Consider the following 21,945-nt stretch of genomic DNA (forward strand, 5'->3'; position numbering starts at 1 on the left):
CGCGACGCGCACGGCGTACGCCCCGTCCCTCCGGAGCCCGTGCGCGTCGCCAGGGTCATACGCCTCGCGCTCCGCGTCAGGAGATGATCCGGCGCTCACAGGTCGGGTCGAGGTAGTCGCCGGGGTTACCGGCGGCCCAGTCGGTGCCCCCGCCGCAGCTGGTCACTGTGTCGTTGTTGTTCACGCCGTCCCGGACATCGATCACGTCGTTGCCGCCCGAGGTCTCCACCACGTCGGAACCGGGTCCGGCGACGACCGAGCTGGGTTTGTCCACTCCCACGAACAGGTTGTCCGTGCCGTCACGCAGCTGCGCGACGATCCGCGTGACCGACTGGACGGCCCCACACACGGCAACCAAGTCGGTCGCCTGCTCACATCCCTGTCCGGCGCGGATACCCTCCTTGTCCTCGACAACCAGAGTGTTGCCGGGGCCGACGCCGACGGTGACCTTGTTGTTCTCGCCGCTGTACGCGGAGTACGCGACGGTCCCGAAAATACGGAACACCGTGGAGGCGGGGCCCGGCTGCTGCGCGCCGGCGGACGTGGCGAGGGCCAGGGGCAGTGCCATGCCCATGACGACGGCCGGGACGGCCACACGCTTCAGGATGCCGCTCGTGATCTTCATACTGCTTCTCTCTCCTTCACGCCAAGAGGGCGCCGCGACCGGCAGCCCAGCGACAGTGAAACAGAGAGTGACCACTTATGTCCGTATTGTCATTTAGTGTCCTGTGGCCGTGTCAGCTCCAGGGCAGCCCCGCGCGGTGCTTCCAGTACGCCGCGGGCTCCTCCCGCATCTCGGCGAGGCGGGCCAGTTGGTTGTCGTCGAGGTCAACCACCGCCGCGTGCAGGTTCGACGCCAGCTGGAGCACCGTCGCCGCGCCCGACAGGAGAACCCCGGCCCACGGCAGCCGCAGGATCACGGCGAGGGCGACGGCGTCGCAGGTGGCGCCGGTTTCCCCGGCGACGGCTCGCAGGGCCGGCGGGGCCGCGTCCGGGCTCAGGCGGCCGTTGGCCAGGGCCTCCTTCACGATCACGGTCAGGCCCGCGTCGTGAGCCTCCGCCAGAGCCTCCGCCGCCGACGTATCCAGCAGGTTGTACGTGGCCTGCACCGTACGGAACAGGGGCTCCCCGCCGACCACGACGCCCAGGGCCGCCCTGATCGCGTCGGCCTGGGCGGGGCCGCTCGTGGAGATGCCGACGGTCACCCCGGAGGCGGCGAGGTCGGCCAGGCGGGCGTGCAGCGCGGTGTCGGTGAGGGCCGGACTGTCGGGCGTGACGGAGTGGATCTGGTACAGATCGAGCCGCTCGCCGAGCAGCTCACCGGTTTCGGCGCGCTGCCTCTCGAACGCTTCCACGCTGTGGTCCTTGACCTCGTGCACCTCGGCGTCGGTGCGCCAGTCGGCGGTGTACGCGTAGCCCCACTTGCTGCCGATCACGACGTCCTGGACGTCGGGGTGGTCCCGCAGCCAGCCGGCGAGGAACTCCTCGGCGCGGCCGTAGGACCGGGCGACGTCGAAATACCGGACGCCCTGCGCGTAGGCGGCGTCCAGCAGTTCGTGGGCGCGCTCGCGCAGGGCGTCGGGGGTGCGGTCTTCCGGCAGGTCACGGTCCCGGCCGAGGGTGATGTACCCGGGGCGGCCGACGGCTGCGAGGCCGAGCCCGACATGGGCGGTCGCAGTGGTCGCCTTGGCCAGACGGGCAAAGGGCATCGGGGCCTCCGCGCGTATTCGATCGAGTACGGTCCAGTACGTCCTTCCCCACCGTACTCAATCGGACACGCGGCTTACTTTTTGGCGGTGGCCCAGGCGTGTTGGGCGGCCAAATCGTCCTTCACCTCGGCCAATTGGACCGCGACCGCGGAGGGCGCGGTGCCGCCACGGCCGTTGCGGGAGGCGAGGGCGCCCGCGACGTTCAGGACCGAACGGACCTCGGGTGTCAGGTGCGGGGAGATCTTGGCGAACTGCTCGTCGGTGAGCTGGTCGAGCTCGATGCCGTGCAGCTCGCACTCCTTGACGCACTCGCCCGCGACCTCGTGCGCCACCCGGAACGGCACACCCTGCTTGACCAGCCACTCCGCGATGTCCGTGGCGAGCGAGAAACCGGCCGGGGCCAGCTCCTCCATGCGCTCGCGGTTGACGGTGAGCGTGGCCATCATTCCGGTGAAGGCGGGCAGCAGGACTTCGAGGGTGTCGCAGGAGTCGAAGACCGGCTCCTTGTCCTCCTGGAGATCGCGGTTGTACGCGAGCGGGAGGGCCTTGAGGGTGGCCATCAGGCCGGTCAGGTTGCCGATGAGGCGGCCGGACTTGCCTCGCGCGAGCTCGGCGATGTCCGGGTTCTTCTTCTGCGGCATGATCGACGAGCCGGTGGAGAAGGCGTCATGGAGGGTGACGAAGGAGAACTCCTTCGTGTTCCAGATGATGATCTCTTCCGCGATCCGGGAGAGATTGACGCCGATCATCGCGGTGATGAAAGCGAACTCGGCGACGAAGTCGCGCGACGCCGTGCCGTCGATGGAGTTCGCGGACGAGCCGTGCTCGAAGCCCAGGTCGGCGGCGACCGCCTCCGGGTCCAGGCCGAGGGACGAACCGGCCAGGGCCCCCGAACCGTACGGCGATACGGCCGTCCGCTCGTCCCACTGACGCAGCCGCTCCGCGTCCCGCGACAGCGACTGGACGTGGGCCAGGACGTGGTGGGCGAAGAGGACCGGCTGGGCGTGCTGGAGGTGCGTACGGCCGGGCATGGCGACGTCCGGGTGCGCCTCGGCGAGGCCGACGAGCGCGTCCTGGAGTTCGGCGATGAGGCCGCCGATGATGCGGGCGTGGTCGCGCAGGTACATCCGGAAGAGCGTGGCGACCTGGTCGTTGCGGGACCGGCCCGCGCGCAGCTTGCCGCCGAGGTCGGCGCCGAGGCGCTCCAGGAGGCCACGCTCCAGGGCGGTGTGCACGTCCTCGTCGGCGATGGTGCCGACGAAGGTGCCCGCCGCAACGTCGGACTCCAGCTGGTCGAGACCGGCCTGCATGCGCTGCAGCTCGTCCTCGGTGAGCAGCCCCGCCTTGTGGAGCACGCGGGCGTGGGCGCGGGAGCCCGCAATGTCGTACGGCGCGAGACGCCAGTCGAAGTGGACGGACGCGGACAGCTTGGCGAGGGCCTCGGCCGGTCCGTCGGCGAAGCGGCCGCCCCAGAGCCGGACGTCACCGTTGTTGCTGCTCACAGCTACTGCTCCTCATGGGTGGGGATGTGCGACCGCCTCCCCGAGGCGAAGAACGGGGAGGCGGGCTGTCGAACGAGTCGTGATCAGGCGAGGTCACGTCAGGCTATGCCTGCAGATCACGCCGTGCGGCGATCTTCGACGACAGGCCGAAGATCTCGATGAAGCCCTGCGCCTTGGACTGGTCGAACGTGTCGCCCGAGTCGTACGTTGCCAGGTTGAAGTCGTACAGCGACTCGTCGGACTTCCGTCCCGTGACGACGGCGCGGCCGCCGTGCAGCGTCATCCGGATGTCACCGGTGACGTACTGGTTCGCCTCATTGATCAGCCCGTCCAGGGCCCGCTTGAGCGGCGAGAACCACAGACCGTCGTATACCAACTCGCCCCAGCGCTGCTCGACCTGCCGCTTGTAGCGGGCCAGCTCGCGCTCGACGGTGACGTTCTCCAGCTCCTGGTGGGCGGTGATCAGTGCGATCGCGCCCGGTGCCTCGTACACCTCACGGGACTTGATGCCCACGAGCCGGTCCTCGACCATGTCGATCCGGCCGATGCCCTGAGCCCCGGCACGTACATTGAGTTCCTTGATCGCCTGGAGGACGGTCACGGGCTTGCCGTCAATGGCGACCGGGACGCCCTCCTTGAAGGAGATGACGACCTCGTCGGCCTCGCGGGGGACGGCCGGGTTCGAGGTGTACTCGTAAATGTCCTCGATCGGGGCGTTCCAGATGTCCTCCAGGAAGCCCGTCTCGACAGCGCGCCCGAAGACGTTCTGGTCGATGGAGTACGGGGACTTCTTGGTGGTCGCGATCGGGAGGTTCTTCTCCTCGCAGAACGCGATGGCCTTGTCCCGGGTCATCGCGTAGTCACGGACCGGCGCGATGCACTTCAGGTCGGGGCCCAGAGCGGAGATACCGGCCTCGAAGCGGACCTGGTCGTTCCCCTTGCCGGTGCAGCCGTGGGCGACGATGCCGGCGTTGTGCTTCCTGGCGGCGGCGACGAGGTGCTTGACGATCGTCGGCCGGGAGAGGGCGGAGACCAGCGGGTAGCGGTCCATGTAGAGGGCGTTGGCCTTGATCGCCGGGAGGCAGTACTCGTCGGCGAATTCGTCCTTGGCGTCCGCGACCTCGGCCTCGACGGCACCGCAGGCGAGAGCGCGCTTGCGGATGACGTCCAGGTCCTCGCCACCCTGGCCGACGTCCACGGCAACGGCGATGACCTCGGCGCCCGTCTCCTCGGCGATCCAGCCGATGGCGACGGAGGTGTCCAGGCCGCCCGAGTAGGCGAGTACGACGCGCTCGGTCACGGGTTTCTCCTTACGATGCATGCGGTGATGGGTATAAGTATGCAGTGGTCCGTATGTTTCGTCAACCTCGCTCTGCGTGGTACCGCCGGGCGTCGCGGACAACCGGACGCAATGGCACAAACTTGGACAGAGGTCTAGCCTTGAAGTGCGGCAAGGCGATCGGGCCCATCGAGGCACGGTGCCCGCGCCGCAAGGCTGACGACGCCCCGCAGTTGAGTGCATAAGTGACTGCGTCAGTACGTACGGGTGTCAGGCCAAGACCTCTCAGGTTCAAGGTTCCTTTGCCCTCATGCGATTTAGCCTGCGCGAGAGGCGCACGCCGTGAGGAACGAGAGCGAGAGGAGGTGTACCGAGATGCGCAGCTACGAGCGCCCGACCCTGTCTCCGGTGGGTTCCTTCCGGAAGATGACCGGCTTCGTCAAGCGGACAGGGCCTCCGGACATTCTGGGCCGTCACCGTCTCATCGGCTGACTGGAAGCTGACTGGAAATCAATCCCGAGCAAATCGGAAATTCTGGTGGCGGCTGTGATTGCCGCCGCCAGGCTCGTTCAGTACTCGTCCAGTACGTCCAGTACGTCCAGCAAAGGCGGCGCACCTATGGCGGGATTCACCGGACTCACTTCCGTTCCCTCATGGTTCGTCGTTCTTCCCGATTGCGCAGCAGCCGGATCTCTTGAATCGGCATTGCGCGATGTCGCAGAGAACAGAATTCATCATCCGTCAGGCCGACCCTGGATGCTGGGGCGGTGGGCCCCGGAAGAGGTGGCGGTCGGGGAGGCGGGGCGTAACAAAATCGTGGTGCTGGGCGAGCACGCGGTCGTCGGCCGCCGGCTGGCGGATACGGCTGCGCGCGTGCGGACGCCCCGCGATATCGACGGGCCTGCCGGTGAGTTGGCCGGAAATTCGCATCTGGTCGCTTCTACAGACGGGAAAGTACGCGTTCAGGGAACGGTCACCGGGTTCCGGCGGGTGTTCTCCGCCGAAATCAACGGAGTCGCGGCCGCATCGGACCGGGCCGATGTGCTGGCGTTCCTCCTCGGTTCCGTCATGGACGAACGGCGACTTGCGGTTCATCTGCTGGTGCCGTCCCTTCTTCACCCTCTGACGAACGAACCGGTGTGGCGCGGTGTGAGCTTCCTGCCCACCGATCGCTTTCTGCTGCTCGACGAGAACGGGCAGGCACAGCAGGTCCGTTGGTGGACGCCACCCGAGCCCGAGCTGCCGTTGGCCGAAGGCGGGCGAAAGCTTCGGGCGGCGCTGACGGCCGCCGTGGACGTCCGGACCGGGGGCCACGAGCTGGTCAGCTGCGATCTGAGCGGGCTGGACTCGACCTCGGTGTGCAGCTTGGCGGCCCGGCGTTCCAAGGTGGTCGCCTGCACCGCTGCGAGCCCCGATCCGCTCGACGACGACGTCCTCTGGGCAACCCGCACGGCCGCCGCACTGGACAGCGTGGAGCACCACGTCATCGCGCAGGACGAGATGCCGCTGATCTATCACGGGCTGCTGGACATGGACGAGTTGCTGGACGAGCCGTGCGGGAGCATCGCGGACTACGCACGCTGGCTCACGATCGCCCGCCGCGGCGCGGCCCGCGGATCCCGGTTGCATCTGACGGGCTTCGGCGGAGACGAGCTGCTGGCCTCCTCGACGTCTCACCTGCGTACGGTGGTGCGCACGCGTCCGGCCGTTGCCCTGCGGCAGCTCAATGCCCTCGCGGCGAAGCACCGATGGTCCCGCAGGCAGATGCTCCGACAGCTCGCGGACAGTCGTCCGTACCACAGCTGGCTGATGGGAACGGCGGACCGGCTCACCACACCGGCGCCGGAGGGAGGGCCCGTACTCGGCTGGGGCCCCGCACCCAGCCTGCCGCCGTGGGTGACCGCGGAAGCGGTGGATTCCGTACGGGAGTTGATCCGCGCCGCAGCGCCCACCAGCGAGCCGCTGGCCGAACGCCAGGGGCAGCACCTGGAGATCGAGGGAATCCAGTACGCGGCCCGTCCCGTCCGTCAGATCGGCCGGCTCGCCGCCCGGATCGGGATCACCCTCGCCGCGCCCTATTACGACGACCGGGTGCTCGAAGCCGGCCTCGCCGTCCGTCCGGAGGAGAAGGACACCCCCTGGCGGTACAAGCCGCTGATCCTGGAGGCGATGCGCGGCATCGTCCCGGCGGAGAGCCTGACGCGGCAGACCAAATCGGGGGGCATCTGCGACCTGAATGTCGCGCTGCGGTCGAACCGGGCGGATCTGCTCGCCCTGTGGGACGACTCCCGGCTGGGCCGGCTCGGACTGATCGACGCGGCTGAACTGCGCAGGCTGTGCACGCGCCCGCTCGACCCGCACGATCCCCACGACCTGCACGGCGGGCTCTACCAGACCGTGGCCTGCGAAGTGTGGCTGCGCGCCTGGGAACGGGCCACCACCCACCCGAAGGCGGGAGCGAAGCCATGACACTCAAGCTGCGTACCGGCGTGTCCTGTGCCGATACCGAGTACGGGATCGCCCTGCTCGACGAGGACAACGGCGAGTACTGGGAACTGAACCCCACCGGTGCCCAGGTTCTGCGGAGCCTGCTGGCCGGCAACACGTCGGAGGAGGCAGCGCAGGAGCTGAGCGGTGCCTGTGACGTCGATGCGGCGACCGCGCGCGAGGACGTACAGGATCTGGTCGAGGCGCTCGACTCGTCCGGGCTGGTGGAGCGGTAGCGACTGGTCAGGCCGGTGAGAGGAGAGTTCCGGTGCCCCTTCCCGAAGCTGTCACCCACGAACCGCGCACGGTGCCGCTGGGTCGCCGGATCGAGGTGCGTCTTGTCGTCGTACTGGCCCGGCTGCTGGCCGGCCGCCCTCCGCGACGTATCCGCGCAGTGCTGCGCAGGGTGAGCCACGGTGCCCGTCCGGCTCGTTACGACGAAGCCCGGGCGGCCCGCGATGCGGTGGTCGCGGTCAGCCTCACGTGCGCGGCGCCGGAGGGCTGCCTGGCCCGGTCACTGGCCACCGCCATGCTGTGCCGCCTGCACGGGCGGTGGCCGACCTGGTGCGTGGGCGCGCGGAGGCTGCCGCCGTTCGCCGCGCACGCCTGGGTGGAGGCCGAAGGCGTGCCGGTCGGCGAGGGCGTCCCAGCCGACTACTTCCGGGCCTTCTTCACCGTGCCATGAGCAGCGCGAGCGGCGTGAGCGGCGGACGTCTCACCGGACCCCGGGAAGTCCTGCGTGTACTGCGCGGGCACCGGCGGTGGGTCGCCGGCGCGGTGACGCTGACGCTGGTCGCCTCGGCGCTGGGCCTGGCCCAGCCGCTGGTGGTCAAACGTGTCATCGAGTCGTCCGCAGCGGGGACGGGCATCGCCGGCCCTGTCGGCCTGCTGATCGCACTGTTCGCCGCCCAGGCGCTGGTCCAGGCCGTGGCGGGCTACGTCCTTGCGCGTACCGGCGAAGGGGTCGTACTCGGCGTGCGCCTCGACCTCATCGACCACCTGCTGCGGCTGCCCATGAGGACGTACGACCGGCATCGGATCGGCGACCTGATCTCGCGTGCGGGCACCGACAGCACAGCCCTGCGCCTGCTCATCGCCCAGGGCTTCACCGACGCGGTCACCGGCAGCATCGGCCTCGTGGGTGTGATCGCCCTGATGGTCTGGCTCGACTGGGCTCTCTTCCTCGTCGTCATCGCCCTGGTCACCTTCGGCGCGCTGATGATCGCCTCGGTGCTGCACGGAATCGCCCGCGCCTCGCTCCGCGCCCAGCAGGCCACAGGCGCCATGACCGCGGAACTGGAGCGGGCGCTGGGCGCCATCCGCACCGTACGGGCGAGCCGCGCCGAACGACGGGAGGCTGACCGCATCGGCGCAGAGGCCAGGTCCGCCTTCTCAGCGGGCGTACGGGTGGGAAAGCTGGACGCCGTGGTCGCACCGGCGATCGAACTGACGATCCACGGTTCCTTCCTGGTGGTCCTGCTCATCGGTGGCGTACGGGTCGCGGGCGAGGGGGGCTCCGTCGCAGACCTGGCGGCTTTCCTGCTCTACATGCTCTATCTGGTGGGCCCGGTCGGTGCGGTCTTCCAGGCGGTGAGCACCATGCAGCAGGGCGCGGGCGCGCTACGACGGATCACCGAGATCCTCGACCTGCCGAAGGAACCGAACGCCGAGCCCGCCCAGCACCACAACCACCTCACCTCCCCGCCGGACGTCGACGCCCGCAGCCGCCCACCGGTGCTGGAGTTCCGGGACGTGTGGTTCGGCTACGACCCGGACCGGCCGGTACTGCGTGGGGTCTCCTTCCAGGTGCCCCCACGCGGCCACGTCGCCCTGATCGGCAGCTCCGGCGTCGGCAAATCGACCGTCTTCGCGCTCACGGAACGCTTCTACGACCCCGACGACGGCCTCGTCCTGTTCGAGGGCGGCGACGTACGAACCCTCACCCGCGCACAGCACCGCGCACGGATCGGCCTCGTGGAGCAGCACGCCCCGGTGCTGTACGGCACACTGCGCGAAAACCTGCTCTACGCCGCCCCGGACGCAGGGGAGGCGGAGCTCGAACGCGTGGTGGAGCTGGCCCAGCTGACCGACCTGGCATCCCGGCTGCCCCGCGGGCTCGACACCGACGCCGGCGAACACGGCATGGCGCTCTCGGGCGGCGAACGCCAGCGCATAGCCATAGCCCGCTCCCTGCTCACCCGCCCCAGCCTCCTGCTGCTCGACGAGCCCACCGCCCACCTGGACGCGGTCAACGAGGCAGCACTCCGCCGTTCGATCAGCCAGACCTCCGCCGAATGCGCGCTGCTGGTCATCGCCCACCGGTTCTCGACCATCCGCGCCGCAGACCTGATCGTGGTCCTCGACGGGGGCGAGGTCGTGGCGACGGGCAGCCATGAGGAACTGCTGGACACCAGTGACCACTACCGGTCCCTGTGCCGTGCCCAGCAGGTGAAATATCCTGCCGACGCCGGGAGTTGACACGCATAATCCGTGGCATGGGAAAGCTTTACGAACGCATAGACGGCAGGATTCGCACGTTCATCGAGAATCAGCCCGTCTTCTTCACAGCCACTGCTCCGCTGGCCGCCGGCGGGCATGTCAACCTTTCGCCCAAGGGCCGGGCCGGGACGCTCGTTGTGCTGGACGAGATGACGCTCGCGTATCTGGACTTCGGTGGCAGCAGCGCCGAGACCGTCGCGCATGTGCGGGAGAACGGGCGGATCACTCTGATGTGGTGCGCGTTCAGCGGGCCGCCGAAGGTGTTGCGGGTGCACGGTGAGGGGGAGGCCGTGTTCCGGGACGATCCTCGGTGGGCGGGGCTCATCATGCGGTTCAAGGATGCGGGCGTCGACGGGCCGAGTGCGCGTGCCATTGTCGTGGTTCACGCCCGGCGCATCAGCGACAGCTGCGGGTTCGCCGTCCCCTTCATGGAGTATCAGGAGGAGCGGACGCAGCACGCCGAGCACTTCGCCCGTAAGACGGACGAGGAGTTCGCGGCGTACTGCGAGAAGAAGGGCACCGTCGGCGTGAGCCTGGACGGGCTGCCTGCGCTGCCGCTTCCGCTGCCGATGCGTACGGATTGAGCCGAACGGCGGTTTAGGAGGTCGTCGTCGGCCATTTACGGTCGCCGCATGCGAATCGTGCGTACAGCGGCTCTCGCACTGGGTGCCGCGTTCCTGTCCGTCTGCTCCGTCGCCGCCGCGCCCGGCTGCGACGAGCTGTTGCCCGAGCGGATGGCCGACACGGGCGGCGGCACCCAGCTGATCACGGCCGAGGCGCCGCGCACCGGCTCCACCACGGGGCGGGTGACGTGGTGGGAGCGGCGGGGCGGTCGGCGGTACGGGCGGTGGGTCGCCGTCGGGTCCTCCGAGGCGAGGTTCGGCGAGAAGGGGCTCGTGGCGGGCAGCGCGCGCGAGCAGGGCACGAACACGACGCCCACCGGGCTCTACGACCTGCCGTACGCCTTCGGGATCAAGCCGGCGCCGGCCGGGACCGAGATGGAGTACCGCCGGGTGACCGACAAGTCGTGGTGGTGCCAGGACAATCAGTCGCGCCACTACAACCGGTGGTCGGAGCCACTGTCCCCCGACTGCCGGGCGAGCGAGTCCGAGCACCTGATCACGTACGGCAAGCAGTACTCCCGTGCCATGGTCATCGGGTTCAACTACGACCGGCCAGTGCGGGGGCGGGGCGCGGGCATCTTCCTGCACGTCAATGGGCCTGGGTCCACGGCGGGCTGCGTGTCCGTGCCGGCGTGGGCGATGGCCCGGGTCCTGGCGTGGGCCGATCCGGACCGTGATCCGCACATCGCGATCGGGACGCGGGCGGGGTCGATCGCGATCACCCGCTACTGACCCGCTACTGACCTGCGGCGACGGACTGAATTCAGCCCGTCGCCGCAGGCGCGCTAGCGGTCGTTCTGGGCCAGGCGCAGGAGGTGGTCCGCCAGCGCCTGGCCGCCCGCCGGGTCCCGGCTGATCAGGAGCAGCGTGTCGTCGCCCGCGATCGTGCCGAGGACCGCGTTCAGCTCCGCCTGGTCGATGGCCGAGGCCAGGAACTGCGCGGCGCCCGGCGGCGTACGCAGGACAACGAGGTTCGCCGAGGCCTCCGCGGAGATCAGCAGCTCCCCGGAGAGGCGCCGCATCCGCTCCTCCTTGGCGGACTCGCCGAGCGGCGCGTGCGGGGTGCGGTAGCCGCCCTCGCTCGGGACGGCGTAGATCAGCTCGCCGCCGGTGTTGCGGATCTTCACCGCGCCCAGCTCGTCGAGGTCGCGGGAGAGCGTCGCCTGGGTAACGCTCAGCCCGTCGTCGGCGAGAAGCTTGGCCAGCTGGCTCTGCGAGCGCACCGGCTGCCGGTTCAGGATGTCCACGATCCGGCGGTGCCTGGCGGTGCGGGTCTGCGGTACGGCAGGGCCGCCGTGCTCGTGGTCCTGCGCCTGCGCCTCGGTCATCGGTGTCATTCTCCGGATCGTTGGTCCCCGTGTGCGGTGTCGAGAACGCCGGGGATGGCCTGGAGGAACGCTTCCACCTCTTCGTCGCCGATGACGAACGCCGGCATGAGGCGTACGACATCGGGGGCGGGCGCGTTCACCAGGAGACCGGCGTCCTGAGCCGCTTGCTGCACCTGGGGAGCAAGGGACTCGGTGAGCACGATACCCAGGAGCAGTCCCGCACCACGGACGTGGGAGACGAGAGGGTGTCCCAGTGACTCGATTCCGTCGCGCAGTTTCTCCCCGATCCGCTTGACGTGGTCGAGGAGTCCGTCGGCCGCGATGGTGTCCAGTACGGCGAGTCCGGCGGCGCACGCGACGGGGTTGCCGCCGAAGGTCGTGCCGTGCTGGCCGGGCTTGAGTAGGTCGGCGGCCGTGCCGAAGGCGAGGGTCGCACCGATCGGCAGTCCGCCGCCGAGGCCCTTGGCGAGGGTGACGATGTCGGGGTCGACGCCGTCGTGCGCCTGGTACTCGAACCAGTGTCCCGTGCGCCCGATGCCGGTCTGGACCTCGTCGAGTACGAGGAGGGTGCCGGTGGCGCGGGTGATCTCGCGAGCGGCCTTCAGGTAGTCCTTGGGCGGGACAACGACGCCGATCTCGCCCTGGATCGGCTCGATGACCAGCAGCGCGGTGTCGGTGGTGACTGCGGCGCGCAGAGCTTCGACGTCGCCGAACGGGACGTGCGTGACATCGCCGGGGAGCGGCAGGAACGGGGTCCGCTTGGCAGGCTGGCCGGTGAGCGCGAGGGCGCCCATGGTGCGGCCGTGGAAGCCGCCGTCGGTGGCCACCATGTGCGTACGGCCGGTGAGCCGCCCGATCTTGAAGGCTGCCTCGTTGGCCTCGGCGCCGGAGTTGCAGAAGTAGACGCGGCCGGGGCGCCCGGAGATCTGGATCAGCCGCTCGGCGAGCGCGACGGGCGGCTCGGCGACGAACAGGTTCGAGACGTGGCCGAGGGAGGCGATCTGGCGGGACACGGCTTCGACGACGGCCGGGTGGGCGTGGCCGAGCGCGTTCACGGCGATGCCTCCGACGAAGTCGGCGTATTCCTTGCCGTCGGCGTCCCAGACCTTGGCGCCCTCACCGCGTACGAGCGGCAGTCTGGGCGTGCCGTAGTTGTCGGTCATGACGCCCTGCCAGCGCTGCGTCAGCTCCTGGTTGGCGGCCTGGTTCTCGGTCACTTCGATCCCCCTTCGTGCTCGTCGGGCACGACCATCGTGCCGATGCCCTCGTCGGTGAAGATCTCCAGCAGGATCGAGTGCTGGACACGGCCGTCGATGACGCGGGCGGTGTTGACCCCGTTGCGTACGGCGTGCAGGCAGCCCTTCATCTTGGGGACCATTCCGCTGGAGAGGTCGGGCAGCAGCTTCTCCAGCTCCTTCGCGGTGAGCCTGCTGATCACTTCGTCGCTGTTGGGCCAGTCCTCGTAGAGGCCCTCGACGTCGGTGAGCACCATCAGCGTCTCGGCGCCGAGCGCGGCGGCGAGCGCGGCCGCTGCGGTGTCGGCGTTGACGTTGTAGACGTGGTGGTCGTCGGCGCTGCGGGCGATGGACGAGACGACCGGGATACGGCCGTCGTCGAGCAGCGCCTGAATCGCACCGGTGTCGATCTCGGTGATCTCGCCGACCCTCCCGATGTCGACGGACTCGCCGTCGATCTGCGGGAAGTGCTGGGTGGCGGTGATGGTGTGCGCGTCCTCGCCGGTCATGCCGACGGCGAGCGGCCCGTGCTGGTTGAGCAGCCCGACGAGCTCGCGCTGCACCTGCCCGGCCAGGACCATGCGTACGACGTCCATGGCCTCGGGCGTGGTGACCCGCAGGCCCGCCTTGAACTCGCTGACCAGGCCGTGCCGGTCGAGCTGCGCGCTGATCTGCGGGCCGCCGCCGTGCACGACGACCGGCTTGAGACCGGCGTGGCGCAGGAAGACGACGTCCTGGGCGAAGGCGGCCTTGAGGTCCTCGTCGATCATGGCGTTTCCGCCGAACTTGATGACGACGGTGCGGCCGTGGTGGCGGGTGAGCCAGGGCAACGCCTCGACGAGGATCTGCGCCTTGGGCAGTGCGGTGTGCTTACGAGTGCTCATGAGCTGTACGCGCTGTTCTCGTGGACGTAATCGGCGGTGAGGTCGTTGGCCCAGATGACGGCCGACTCGGTGCCTTCGGCGAGGTCTGCGGTGATCTTGACCTCGCGGTAGCGCATGTCGACCAGGTCGCGGTCCTCGCCGACGCAGCCGTTCTTGCAGACCCAGATGCCGTTGATGGCGACATTGAGCCTGTCGGGGTCGAACGCGGCCTGCGTGGTGCCGATCGCTGAGAGGACACGCCCCCAGTTGGGGTCCTCGCCGTGGATGGCGCACTTGAGGAGGTTGTTACGGGCGATGGAGCGGCCCACCTCGACGGCGTCGTCCTCGGTCGCGGCGTTGATGACCTCGATCCGGATGTCCTTGCTGGCCCCCTCGGCGTCGCCGATGAGCTGGCGGGCGAGATCGTCGCAGACGGTGCGTACAGCCGCGGCGAACTCGTCGTAGCCGGGGGTCACTTGGGACGCGCCGGAGGCGAGCAGCAGCACGGTGTCGTTCGTCGACATGCAGCCGTCGGAGTCGACGCGGTCGAAGGTCTGGCGGGTTGCGTCGCGCAGCGCCCTGTCGAGTACGTCCGCTTCGGCGTCGGCGTCGGTGGTCAGCACGACGAGCATCGTGGCAAGGCCGGGTGCGAGCATGCCCGCGCCCTTGGCCATGCCGCCGACGGTCCATCCTTCGCCGCCCGCGACCGCCGTCTTGTGCACCGTGTCGGTGGTCTTGATGGCGATGGCGGCCTTCTCGCCGCCGTGGGCGGAGAGCTCGGTGGCGGCCTTCTCGATGCCGGGGAGGAGCTTGTCCATGGGGAGGTTGATGCCGATGAGGCCGGTGGAGGCGATGGCGATCTCGCCGGCGCTGTGGCCCTCCAGGCCCCCCTTGTTCAGGCCCCCCTTGTTGAGGCCCCCCTTGTTGAGAACCTGGGCGGCCTTCTCAGCCGTCGCGTGGGTGTCCTGGAAGCCCTTCGGGCCCGTACAGGCGTTGGCACCACCGGAATTGAGGACGACGGCGGAGATCCGGCCGCCCTTGACGACCTGCTCGGACCAGAGGACCGGGGCGGCCTTCACACGGTTGGAGGTGAAGACGCCCGCGGCGGCCAGACGGGGCCCGTTGTTGACCACGAGGGCCAGGTCGGGGTTGCCGCTGTCCTTGATCCCCGCAGCGATGCCCGCCGCGGTGAATCCTTTTGCTGCCGTGACGCTCACTGCATCTCCTCGTTCGCTTCTCCGCCCGCGCAGCGCAGCGGCGCGGCTTTCGTCATTGCCTGCAGCCCGGCGGCTGCGCGTGCGTCGCTCACGGAGCCACTCCCGTCGTGGAAAGTCCGGTGTCCTCGGGAAGTCCGAGGGCGATGTTCATGCTCTGCACCGCGCCGCCGGCCGTGCCCTTGGCAAGGTTGTCGATGGCGCTGATCGCGATGATGCGGCCTGCCGCCGCGTCGTACGCGACCTGCACCTGAACGGCGTTGGAACCGTAGACGGACGCCGTCGCGGGCCACTGCCCCTCTGGGAGGAGGTGCACGAACGGCTCGTCGGCGTACGCCTTCTCGTATGCGGCCCGTACGCCCTCGGGCGTCGTCCCCGGCTTCGCCTTGGCGCTGCACGTGGCGAGGATGCCGCGGGACATGGGGGCGAGGGTCGGCGTGAAGGAGACGGTGACCCGCTCTCCTGCCGCCGCGCTCAGGTTCTGGATCATTTCGGGGGTGTGCCGGTGGCCGCCGCCGACACCGTACGGCGTCATCGAGCCCATCACCTCGCTGCCGAGCAGGTGCGGCTTGAGCGCCTTGCCCGCACCGGAGGTGCCGGTGGCGGCGACGATCACGGCGTCCGGCTCCGCGAGCTGGGCGACGTACGCCGGGAAGAGGGCGAGCGAGACGGCGGTCGGGTAGCAGCCGGGCACGGCGATGCGCTTGGAGCCGGCCAGGGCGGCGCGGGCGCCGGGGAGCTCGGGGAGGCCGTACGGCCAGGTGCCGGCGTGCGGCGAACCGTAGAACGTCTCCCAGTCGGCGGCGTCCGCCAGCCGGAAGTCGGCGCCCATGTCGACCACGAGCACATCGTCGCCGAGCTGCTCGGCTACGGCGGCGGACTGGCCGTGCGGGAGCGCCAGGAAGACGACATCGTGCCCGGCGAGCACCTCCGCGGTGGTCGGCTCGAGGATCCGCCCGGCGAGCGGCAGCAGGTGCGGCTGAAGTCCGCCGAGGCGCTGACCTGCGTTGGAATGGCCGGTCAGGGCGCCGATCTCGACCCCGGGGTGAGCGATGAGCAGGCGGAGCAGCTCCCCGCCCGCATACCCACTCGCTCCAGCCACTGCTGCACGTACCGTCATCGAGTTCCTCCTCGTCGATGGCATGACTATACGCAGCACCGCACTTTTATGCAATGAGATCGAGGAAGGGTTCACTCAAGTGGCACCGTTTGAATGATCAAAATGGCGGGGGGTTAGCATATGAGCGCCGCCTAGCTCGAAAGATAAACCTGTGACTGTCAATGACGACTCGTTCACCAATTGGAAGACCCGCGAGGAGATCGCGGAGTCGATGATCCCGATCATCGGGAAGCTGCACCGGGAGCGGGACGTCACCGTCCTGCTTCACAGCCGCTCCTTGGTGAACAAGTCGGTGGTCAGCATCCTCAAGACCCACCGATTCGCCCGGCAGATCGCCGGTGAGGAGCTCTCGGTCACCGAGACGCTGCCGTTCCTGCAGGCCCTCACCACGCTCGATCTCGGTCCTTCCCAGATCGACATCGGCATGCTCGCCGCGACGTACAAGACCGACGACCGCGGTCTGTCGGTGGAGGAGTTCACCGCCGGGGCCGTCGTCGGCGCCACGGGTGCCGACAAGATAGAGCGCCGCGAGCCGCGCGACGTCGTCCTCTACGGGTTCGGCCGCATCGGCCGCCTCGTCGCCCGCCTGCTCATCGAGAAGGCCGGCTCCGGCAACGGACTGCGGCTGCGCGCCATTGTCGTCCGCCCGGGCGGCGGCCGGGCCGCCGAGGATCTCGTCAAGCGCGCCTCGCTGCTGCGCCGCGACTCCATCCACGGCCAGTTCCAGGGCACGATCACCGTCGACGAGGCGAACGGCACCATCATCGCCAACGGCAACGAGATCAAGGTGATCCACGCCGGCGACCCGTCGGAGGTCGACTACACGGCGTACGGCATCAAGGACGCCATCCTCATCGACAACACCGGCAAGTGGCGCGACCGCGCGGGCCTGTCGAAGCACCTGCGCCCCGGCATCGACAAGGTCGTCCTGACCGCTCCGGGCAAGGGCGACGTCCCCAACATCGTGCACGGCGTCAACCACGACACGATCAAGCCGGACGAGCAGATCCTGTCCTGCGCCTCCTGCACCACCAACGCGATCGCCCCGCCGCTGAAGGCGATGGCGGACGAGTACGGCGTCCTGCGCGGCCACGTGGAGACCGTCCACTCGTTCACCAACGACCAGAACCTGCTGGACAACTACCACGGTGCCGACCGCCGCGGCCGCTCGGCGGCGCTCAACATGGTCATCACCGAGACCGGTGCCGCCTCCGCCGTCGCCAAGGCGCTGCCCGACCTCAAGGCAAAGATCACCGGCAGCTCGATCCGCGTTCCGGTGCCGGACGTCTCGATCGCGATCCTCAACCTGCAGCTCGCGCGCGAGACCAACCGCGAGGAGGTCCTCGACTACCTCCGCGATGTGTCGCTGACCTCGCCGCTCAAGCGCCAGATCGACTTCACCACGGCACCCGACGCGGTGTCGAGCGACTTCATCGGCTCGCGCCACGCCTCGATCGTCGACGCCGGCGCCACCAAGGTCGAGGGCGACAACGCGATCCTCTACCTCTGGTACGACAACGAGTTCGGCTACTCCTGCCAGGTGATCCGCGTCGTCCAGCACGTATCCGGGGTGGAATACCCGACCTACCCGGCCCCGGCGGTCTGATCTCGGCGGACGCCCTGACTTCGCGACGAGCGCTGTAGTCGGCCGGCCCGGCCGACTACAGCGCTCAGTCACAACCGGTAGTCGTCGGAGCATTCAGCCCCGGTCCATACCCCCCACGGCTAACCTGCATCCCATCATGAGCACTCGCATCCACTGGAACACGCGCGCCGAGACCAGCGCCGACATCCCCGCCGTCCGCGAGATCGTCCTGGCGGCCTTCGAGACGGCGCTGGAAGCCGATCTCGTCGACGCTCTGCGTACCGACAGCTCCTGGATCGACGGTCTGTCCATCGTCGCCACCGACCAGGACGGCAAGCTCGTCGGCCACGCGCTGCTGACCCGCTGTCACATCGACGACACCCCGGCGCTGTGCCTGGCCCCCGTGTCCGTACTCCCCGAGTACCAGAAGACCGGCGCCGGATCCGCCGCCATCCGCACCGCACTCCAGGCCGCCAAGGACATGGGCGAATACTTCGTCACCGTCCTCGGACACCCGGCCTACTACCCGCGGTTCGGCTTCACCCGCGCCTCCGCCCACGGCATCGGCCTCAGCATCGACGTCCCGGACGAGGCCATGATGGCCCTCACCCTCGACGCCGACCACCCGCTGCCCAGCGGCACCGTCCGCTACGCCGCACCGTTCGGTATCTAGGCCCCGGGAGCCCGGCGGACCAGGGGCCGCGGGGCCGGTGTGTTCACAGGTCGCGGCGGCGTACGACGACCATGGCGACGACAGCCGATACGAGTGACCAGGCCGCGAAGACCATCCACGACCCGGTGATCGTCGCCGGGTGGCGGTCCGGCATGAAGGAGTGGTCGCCGACCTCGGTCAGCTGCTCCCACGCCCCTTGGGGCAGGGCGTGCAGGACGGTGGCCGAGAAGTGATTGCGGGCGTTGAGGAGGGACGGCAGCACCAGGAGCACGAAGGTGAGCGTGACGACGGTGGCCGCGGTGTGCCGGACGACCGCGCCGAGAGCCATGCCGGTCAGCGCGCACACAGGGGCGAGCAGGGCGGACGCCGCCATGACGCGCAGTGCGCCGGGGTAGTCGAAGGGCAGACCCACGTGCCGCCCGGACAGGACGGCCTGGGTCACGCCGAACGACGTCACCGCGAGGACAGTGCCGTACACCAGCATGATCACCGTCACGACGGACATCTTGGCGGCCACGACCGAGCCACGGGCGGGGACGGCCGCGAAGGTCGTACGGAACTGTCCGGTGCTGTACTCGCTGGCGATCGTGAGCGCGCCGATACTGCCCGCAGCGAGCATGAGGACCATGGAGGCTCCGGCCGTATATGCGTCCCGCATGGCCCAGATGGGCACGAAGAGGGCCTTGATGCCGTCGGGGTAGCCCGGCCAGTTGTTGTGGTCGGCTACGGCGGCGTTCACATTGATGCCGATGACGATCAGCGCGCCGACCGTGAAGGCCCAGGGGGTCGAGCGCAGCGACCAGAGCTTGATCCACTCGGCTGCGAGGAGGTCGGTGAAGCGGGCGCGGGGCTCGGTCGAGAGTATGGTCATCGGGGTTCTCCGGCGAGGTATTCGACGCTGTCGGCGGTGAGTTCCATGAATGCCTCTTCCAGCGAGGAGGCGCGGGTGGCCAGTTCGTGAAGCAGGATCCGGTGGTGGAGGGCGAGTTCGCCGATACGGGCCGCGGTCAGGCCGGTCACCGTGAGGGCATCGCCGCGGTCCGGATGCCCGTCCGGTTGTACGGATGCTCCTTCCGCCGTCAGTACGGCCGTCAGCGCAGCGCTCTCCGGCGTACGCACGGTGACGCTCGTACGCGTACCGCGGGCCGCGAACTCCGTGACGCTCTCCGCCGCGATCAGCTCGCCCCGGCCGATGACGACCAGATGGTCGGCGGTGTGCTCCATCTCGGTCATCAGGTGGCTGGAGACGAAGACCGTGCGTCCCTCGGCGGCCAGTCGGCGGAACAGGCCCCGCACCCACAACACGCCTTCCGGGTCAAGGCCGTTGATCGGCTCGTCGAACAGCAGCACCGGTGGGTCGCCGAGCAGCGCGGCGGCGATTCCGAGGCGCTGCCTCATGCCGAGAGAGAACCCACCAATGCGGCGCCGCCCCGCCTCGGCAAGACCGACCTCCCGCAGGACCTCGTCCACCCGGCCGCGCGGGATGCGGTTGCTGCGGGCCAGGGCGTGCAGGTGAGCCCGAGCGGTGTGCCCGCCGTGGACGTCGCCCGCGTCGAGCAGCGCGCCGACGTGACGCAGGCCGCGCGGGCGGTCGCGGAACGGGCGGCCGTCGATGGTGGCGGTTCCGCCGGTGGGGTCGTTCAGGCCGAGGAGCAGCCGCAAAGTGGTGCTCTTTCCGGCGCCGTTGGGTCCGAGGAACCCGGTGACGTGCCCGGGGTGCACGGTGAAGGTGAGGCCGTTGACGGCGGTGGTTGCGCCGTATCGCTTGGTCAGTTCGTTGACTTCGATCACCCGGCCAACGGTGCCGGGAGCTGTGCCCGTACGGCATCGGGCCGTCGGCCACACTCGCGGCGGCCGTTGTAGCCCGTGGGCGTAGGTCCACGGACCAATGCTCTGCCGCAGGTCAGGCGGTTACGATCCCCTCATGCCCACTACGACGACGAGTTCTCGACGCCCTGCGCGGGTGAGGAGCGTGGGGCCGCCCGTCGCGTGGACGGTCCTGGCCTGGGCCGGGGCTGTGGCGTACCCGTTCGTCCTGTTCTTCTCGGTACAGGCCGGGCCTTATCGCTCCGTTGCCCTGCGGGTTGTTCTGTCGGGCGTCGCTACCGTCCTGTTGATCGGTCTGCTGCGGCGCAGTCCGCTGCCTGCGGTGGCGCTGATGCTCGTCGGTACGTTCGCCGCGGCGACCACGTGGCCGTACTGGGAGATCGTCTATGTGCTGGTCCTGGTGAACGATCTCGCCGTCGGCTTCCTCGTGGCCAACCGCACGCGCCGCACCGCGATCGCGGCCGCCGTTCTGACGCTCGGCGCGCAGATCGGCTCCGTCCGCTACTACACGAACGGGTCGGGCGAACACACCAACGCGGTTGTGTTTCTCGTACTGGCGGTCCTCGCCGCCTGGCTGGCGGGTTACTCGGTCCGCGAGCGCCGCGAGCACGCCGCGGCGCTGCGCTCGCAGACCGCGGCTCAGGCCGTCACCGCGGAACGGCTGCGCATCGCCCGCGAGTTGCACGACATGATCGCGCACAGCATCGGCGTCATCGCCATCCAGGCAGGGGTCGGCAGCCGGGTCATCGACACGCAGCCGGACGAGGCGCGCAACGCGCTCAGCACCATCGAAGCCACCAGCCGGGAAACCCTCGCGGGGCTGCGGCGGACGCTGGGTGCGCTGCGCCGCACGGAGCCGGGCTCCGAACCCGGCTCCGAACCGGGCTCCGAATCCGGGCCCGGTCGCCGAGCCACGCCGCTCGACCCGATGCCCGGGCTGGCCGACGTGGGCCGGCTGGCCGCGTCGACGTCGGACGCAGGCGTACGGGTCGATGTGCGGTGGCGGGGAGAGCGGCGGCCGCTGCCCGCCGACATCGACCTGGCGGCGTTCCGGATCCTTCAGGAAGCGCTCACCAACGTGGTACGCCACGCGGGCACCCCCGACTGCCGGGTGACCGTCGACTACCGGGACGCCGAGCTGTCCATAGAGGTCGAGGACGACGGCCGCGGCGGCCCGGTCCCCGGCACCGGCGGCGACACCGGCTGGGGCATCGTCGGCATGCGGGAGCGGGTCGGCCTGCTGCGCGGACACTTCACCGCCGGGCCCCGGCCCGAAGGCGGCTTTCACGTGGCGGCCAGGCTGCCCCTCTCCGAAGGAGCCGGATGACGGTCCGTATCGTGCTCGCCGACGACCAGCCGCTGGTACGCGCCGGCCTGCGTGTACTGATGGCCGACACCCCGGACATCGACGTCGTGGGAGAGGCCGGAACGGGAGCGGAGGCGGTCCGGCTGGCCGGGGACGTACATCCCGATGTGGTGGTGATGGACATCCGCATGCCGGGTATGGACGGCATCGAGGCCACCCGGCTGATCACGGCGGGCTCGGATGCGGCGCGCGTCCTCGTCCTCACCACGTTCGACGACGACGATTACGTCTACGGCGCGCTCCGCGCCGGGGCGAGCGGGTTCCTCGTCAAGGACATGGCCCTGGAGGACATCCTCGCGGCGATACGCGTGGTCGCCGCCGGGGACGGCCTGATCGCGCCGAGCGTCACGCGCCGCCTCATCGAGGAGTTCGCCGCCCGCCCCGAACCGGCCCGGCCGCCACGGTCGGTCGAGGGCATCACCGGGCGGGAACGCGAGGTGATGACCCTTGTCGGACGCGGCCTGTCGAACAGCGAGATCGCAAGCCACCTGTGCATCAGCGTGGCCACCGTAAAGGCGCACGTGGCGCGGCTGTTCACGAAACTCGGCGCGCGCGACCGGGTTCACCTTGTGATCATCGCGTACGAGACGGGGATGGTGGCGCCGCCGAGGTGAGCGGTGCAAGGGCGTACCCAG

22 protein-coding genes are annotated in these 21,945 nt (G+C 69.5%); 11 read left to right on the forward strand and 11 right to left on the reverse strand.

The features are described 5' to 3' along the window. Positions 1-76 precede the first annotated feature (76 nt). The 4 genes from PXH83_RS02625 to PXH83_RS02640 form a co-directional block, all read right to left on the reverse strand. Complete coding sequence (locus PXH83_RS02625; RefSeq protein WP_274556183.1) at positions 77-625, reverse strand: hypothetical protein; 549 nt, start codon at positions 623-625, stop codon at positions 77-79. Positions 626-737: 112 nt separating this feature from the next. After that, the gene (locus tag PXH83_RS02630; protein WP_274556185.1) at positions 738-1,709 is read right to left on the reverse strand and encodes an aldo/keto reductase; all 972 of its coding nucleotides are present in this window, start codon (positions 1,707-1,709) and stop codon (positions 738-740) included. A 74-nt stretch (positions 1,710-1,783) separates the two neighbouring features. Next, the gene (gene argH / locus PXH83_RS02635) at positions 1,784-3,211 is read right to left on the reverse strand and encodes an argininosuccinate lyase (RefSeq protein ID WP_274556188.1); all 1,428 of its coding nucleotides are present in this window, start codon (positions 3,209-3,211) and stop codon (positions 1,784-1,786) included. Positions 3,212-3,314: 103 nt separating this feature from the next. Continuing rightward, a complete protein-coding gene (locus tag PXH83_RS02640) occupies positions 3,315-4,511 on the reverse strand; it encodes an argininosuccinate synthase (RefSeq protein ID WP_274556190.1) in 1,197 nt (398 codons plus the stop codon). Positions 4,512-4,865: 354 nt separating this feature from the next. Between PXH83_RS02640 and PXH83_RS02645 the strand changes: the two genes are divergently transcribed. The 7 genes from PXH83_RS02645 (at position 4,866) to PXH83_RS02675 (ending at position 10,831) form a co-directional block, all read left to right on the forward strand. Further along, complete coding sequence (locus PXH83_RS02645; RefSeq protein WP_274556193.1) at positions 4,866-4,982, forward strand: keywimysin-related RiPP; 117 nt, start codon at positions 4,866-4,868, stop codon at positions 4,980-4,982. Between the two features lie 264 nt (positions 4,983-5,246). Beyond that, a complete protein-coding gene (locus PXH83_RS02650) occupies positions 5,247-6,959 on the forward strand; it encodes an asparagine synthase-related protein (RefSeq protein ID WP_274556194.1) in 1,713 nt (570 codons plus the stop codon). Next, a complete protein-coding gene (locus PXH83_RS02655) occupies positions 6,956-7,213 on the forward strand; it encodes a lasso peptide biosynthesis PqqD family chaperone (RefSeq protein ID WP_274556195.1) in 258 nt (85 codons plus the stop codon). Before PXH83_RS02650 ends, PXH83_RS02655 begins: the two co-directional genes overlap by 4 nt. Positions 7,214-7,245: 32 nt before the next feature. Then, the gene (locus PXH83_RS02660; protein WP_274556198.1) at positions 7,246-7,662 is read left to right on the forward strand and encodes a lasso peptide biosynthesis B2 protein; all 417 of its coding nucleotides are present in this window, start codon (positions 7,246-7,248) and stop codon (positions 7,660-7,662) included. Then, positions 7,659-9,455, forward strand: coding sequence for an ABC transporter ATP-binding protein (locus tag PXH83_RS02665; protein ID WP_274556200.1), 1,797 nt, complete (start codon positions 7,659-7,661; stop codon positions 9,453-9,455). The genes PXH83_RS02660 and PXH83_RS02665 overlap by 4 nt, the downstream gene beginning before the upstream one ends. 17 nt (positions 9,456-9,472) lie before the next feature. Next, on the forward strand, positions 9,473-10,060 hold the full coding sequence (locus PXH83_RS02670) for a pyridoxamine 5'-phosphate oxidase family protein (RefSeq protein WP_274556202.1): 588 nt from the start codon (positions 9,473-9,475) through the stop codon (positions 10,058-10,060). A gap of 48 nt (positions 10,061-10,108) precedes the next feature. Beyond that, complete coding sequence (locus PXH83_RS02675) at positions 10,109-10,831, forward strand: L,D-transpeptidase family protein (protein WP_274556205.1); 723 nt, start codon at positions 10,109-10,111, stop codon at positions 10,829-10,831. 53 nt (positions 10,832-10,884) lie between these two features. On the opposite strand, the gene PXH83_RS02680 is transcribed toward PXH83_RS02675, so the two are convergent. From PXH83_RS02680 to argC, 5 genes are all read right to left on the reverse strand, one after another. Next, complete coding sequence (locus tag PXH83_RS02680) at positions 10,885-11,427, reverse strand: arginine repressor (RefSeq protein ID WP_214920143.1); 543 nt, start codon at positions 11,425-11,427, stop codon at positions 10,885-10,887. A 5-nt stretch (positions 11,428-11,432) separates the two neighbouring features. Next, entirely contained in the window at positions 11,433-12,644 is a 1,212-nt protein-coding gene (locus tag PXH83_RS02685) for an acetylornithine transaminase (RefSeq protein ID WP_274556208.1), read from the reverse strand. Next, positions 12,641-13,546: an acetylglutamate kinase gene (gene argB, locus PXH83_RS02690; RefSeq protein ID WP_274556210.1), complete on the reverse strand. Its 906-nt coding sequence runs from the start codon at positions 13,544-13,546 to the stop codon at positions 12,641-12,643. Before argB ends, PXH83_RS02685 begins: the two co-directional genes overlap by 4 nt. Continuing rightward, positions 13,543-14,742 (reverse strand): bifunctional glutamate N-acetyltransferase/amino-acid acetyltransferase ArgJ, encoded by a 1,200-nt coding sequence (gene argJ, locus PXH83_RS02695; protein ID WP_274556212.1) that lies wholly within the window; start codon positions 14,740-14,742, stop codon positions 13,543-13,545. The genes argB and argJ overlap by 4 nt, the downstream gene beginning before the upstream one ends. 88 nt (positions 14,743-14,830) lie before the next feature. Then, a complete protein-coding gene (gene argC, locus PXH83_RS02700; RefSeq protein ID WP_274556214.1) occupies positions 14,831-15,859 on the reverse strand; it encodes an N-acetyl-gamma-glutamyl-phosphate reductase in 1,029 nt (342 codons plus the stop codon). 151 nt (positions 15,860-16,010) lie between these two features. Here argC and PXH83_RS02705 point away from each other — a divergent pair, with 151 nt between their 5' ends. Together PXH83_RS02705 and PXH83_RS02710 are read left to right on the forward strand one after the other, a co-directional pair. Continuing rightward, positions 16,011-17,465 (forward strand): glyceraldehyde-3-phosphate dehydrogenase, encoded by a 1,455-nt coding sequence (locus PXH83_RS02705; protein ID WP_274556216.1) that lies wholly within the window; start codon positions 16,011-16,013, stop codon positions 17,463-17,465. Between the two features lie 136 nt (positions 17,466-17,601). Then, the gene (locus tag PXH83_RS02710) at positions 17,602-18,117 is read left to right on the forward strand and encodes a GNAT family N-acetyltransferase (RefSeq protein ID WP_274556218.1); all 516 of its coding nucleotides are present in this window, start codon (positions 17,602-17,604) and stop codon (positions 18,115-18,117) included. 43 nt (positions 18,118-18,160) lie between these two features. Here the strand turns inward: PXH83_RS02710 and PXH83_RS02715 are convergent, their stop codons facing one another. Together PXH83_RS02715 and PXH83_RS02720 are read right to left on the reverse strand one after the other, a co-directional pair. Next, positions 18,161-18,988 carry an ABC transporter permease subunit gene (locus tag PXH83_RS02715; protein WP_274556221.1) on the reverse strand — a complete coding sequence of 276 codons (828 nt, stop codon included), beginning with the start codon at positions 18,986-18,988 and terminating at the stop codon, positions 18,161-18,163. After that, entirely contained in the window at positions 18,985-19,908 is a 924-nt protein-coding gene (locus PXH83_RS02720) for an ABC transporter ATP-binding protein (protein WP_274556223.1), read from the reverse strand. Before PXH83_RS02720 ends, PXH83_RS02715 begins: the two co-directional genes overlap by 4 nt. 133 nt (positions 19,909-20,041) lie before the next feature. Here PXH83_RS02720 and PXH83_RS02725 point away from each other — a divergent pair, with 133 nt between their 5' ends. Both PXH83_RS02725 and PXH83_RS02730 read left to right on the forward strand, forming a co-directional pair. Continuing rightward, positions 20,042-21,271, forward strand: a complete 1,230-nt coding sequence (locus PXH83_RS02725; RefSeq protein ID WP_274556225.1) for a sensor histidine kinase — start codon at positions 20,042-20,044, stop codon at positions 21,269-21,271. Then, positions 21,268-21,924, forward strand: coding sequence for a response regulator (locus PXH83_RS02730; RefSeq protein ID WP_274556228.1), 657 nt, complete (start codon positions 21,268-21,270; stop codon positions 21,922-21,924). The genes PXH83_RS02725 and PXH83_RS02730 overlap by 4 nt, the downstream gene beginning before the upstream one ends. Positions 21,925-21,945: the final 21 nt, after the last annotated feature.

Source organism: Streptomyces spiramyceticus, assembly GCF_028807635.1.
Taxonomy (GTDB): Bacteria; Actinomycetota; Actinomycetes; order Streptomycetales; family Streptomycetaceae; genus Streptomyces; species Streptomyces spiramyceticus.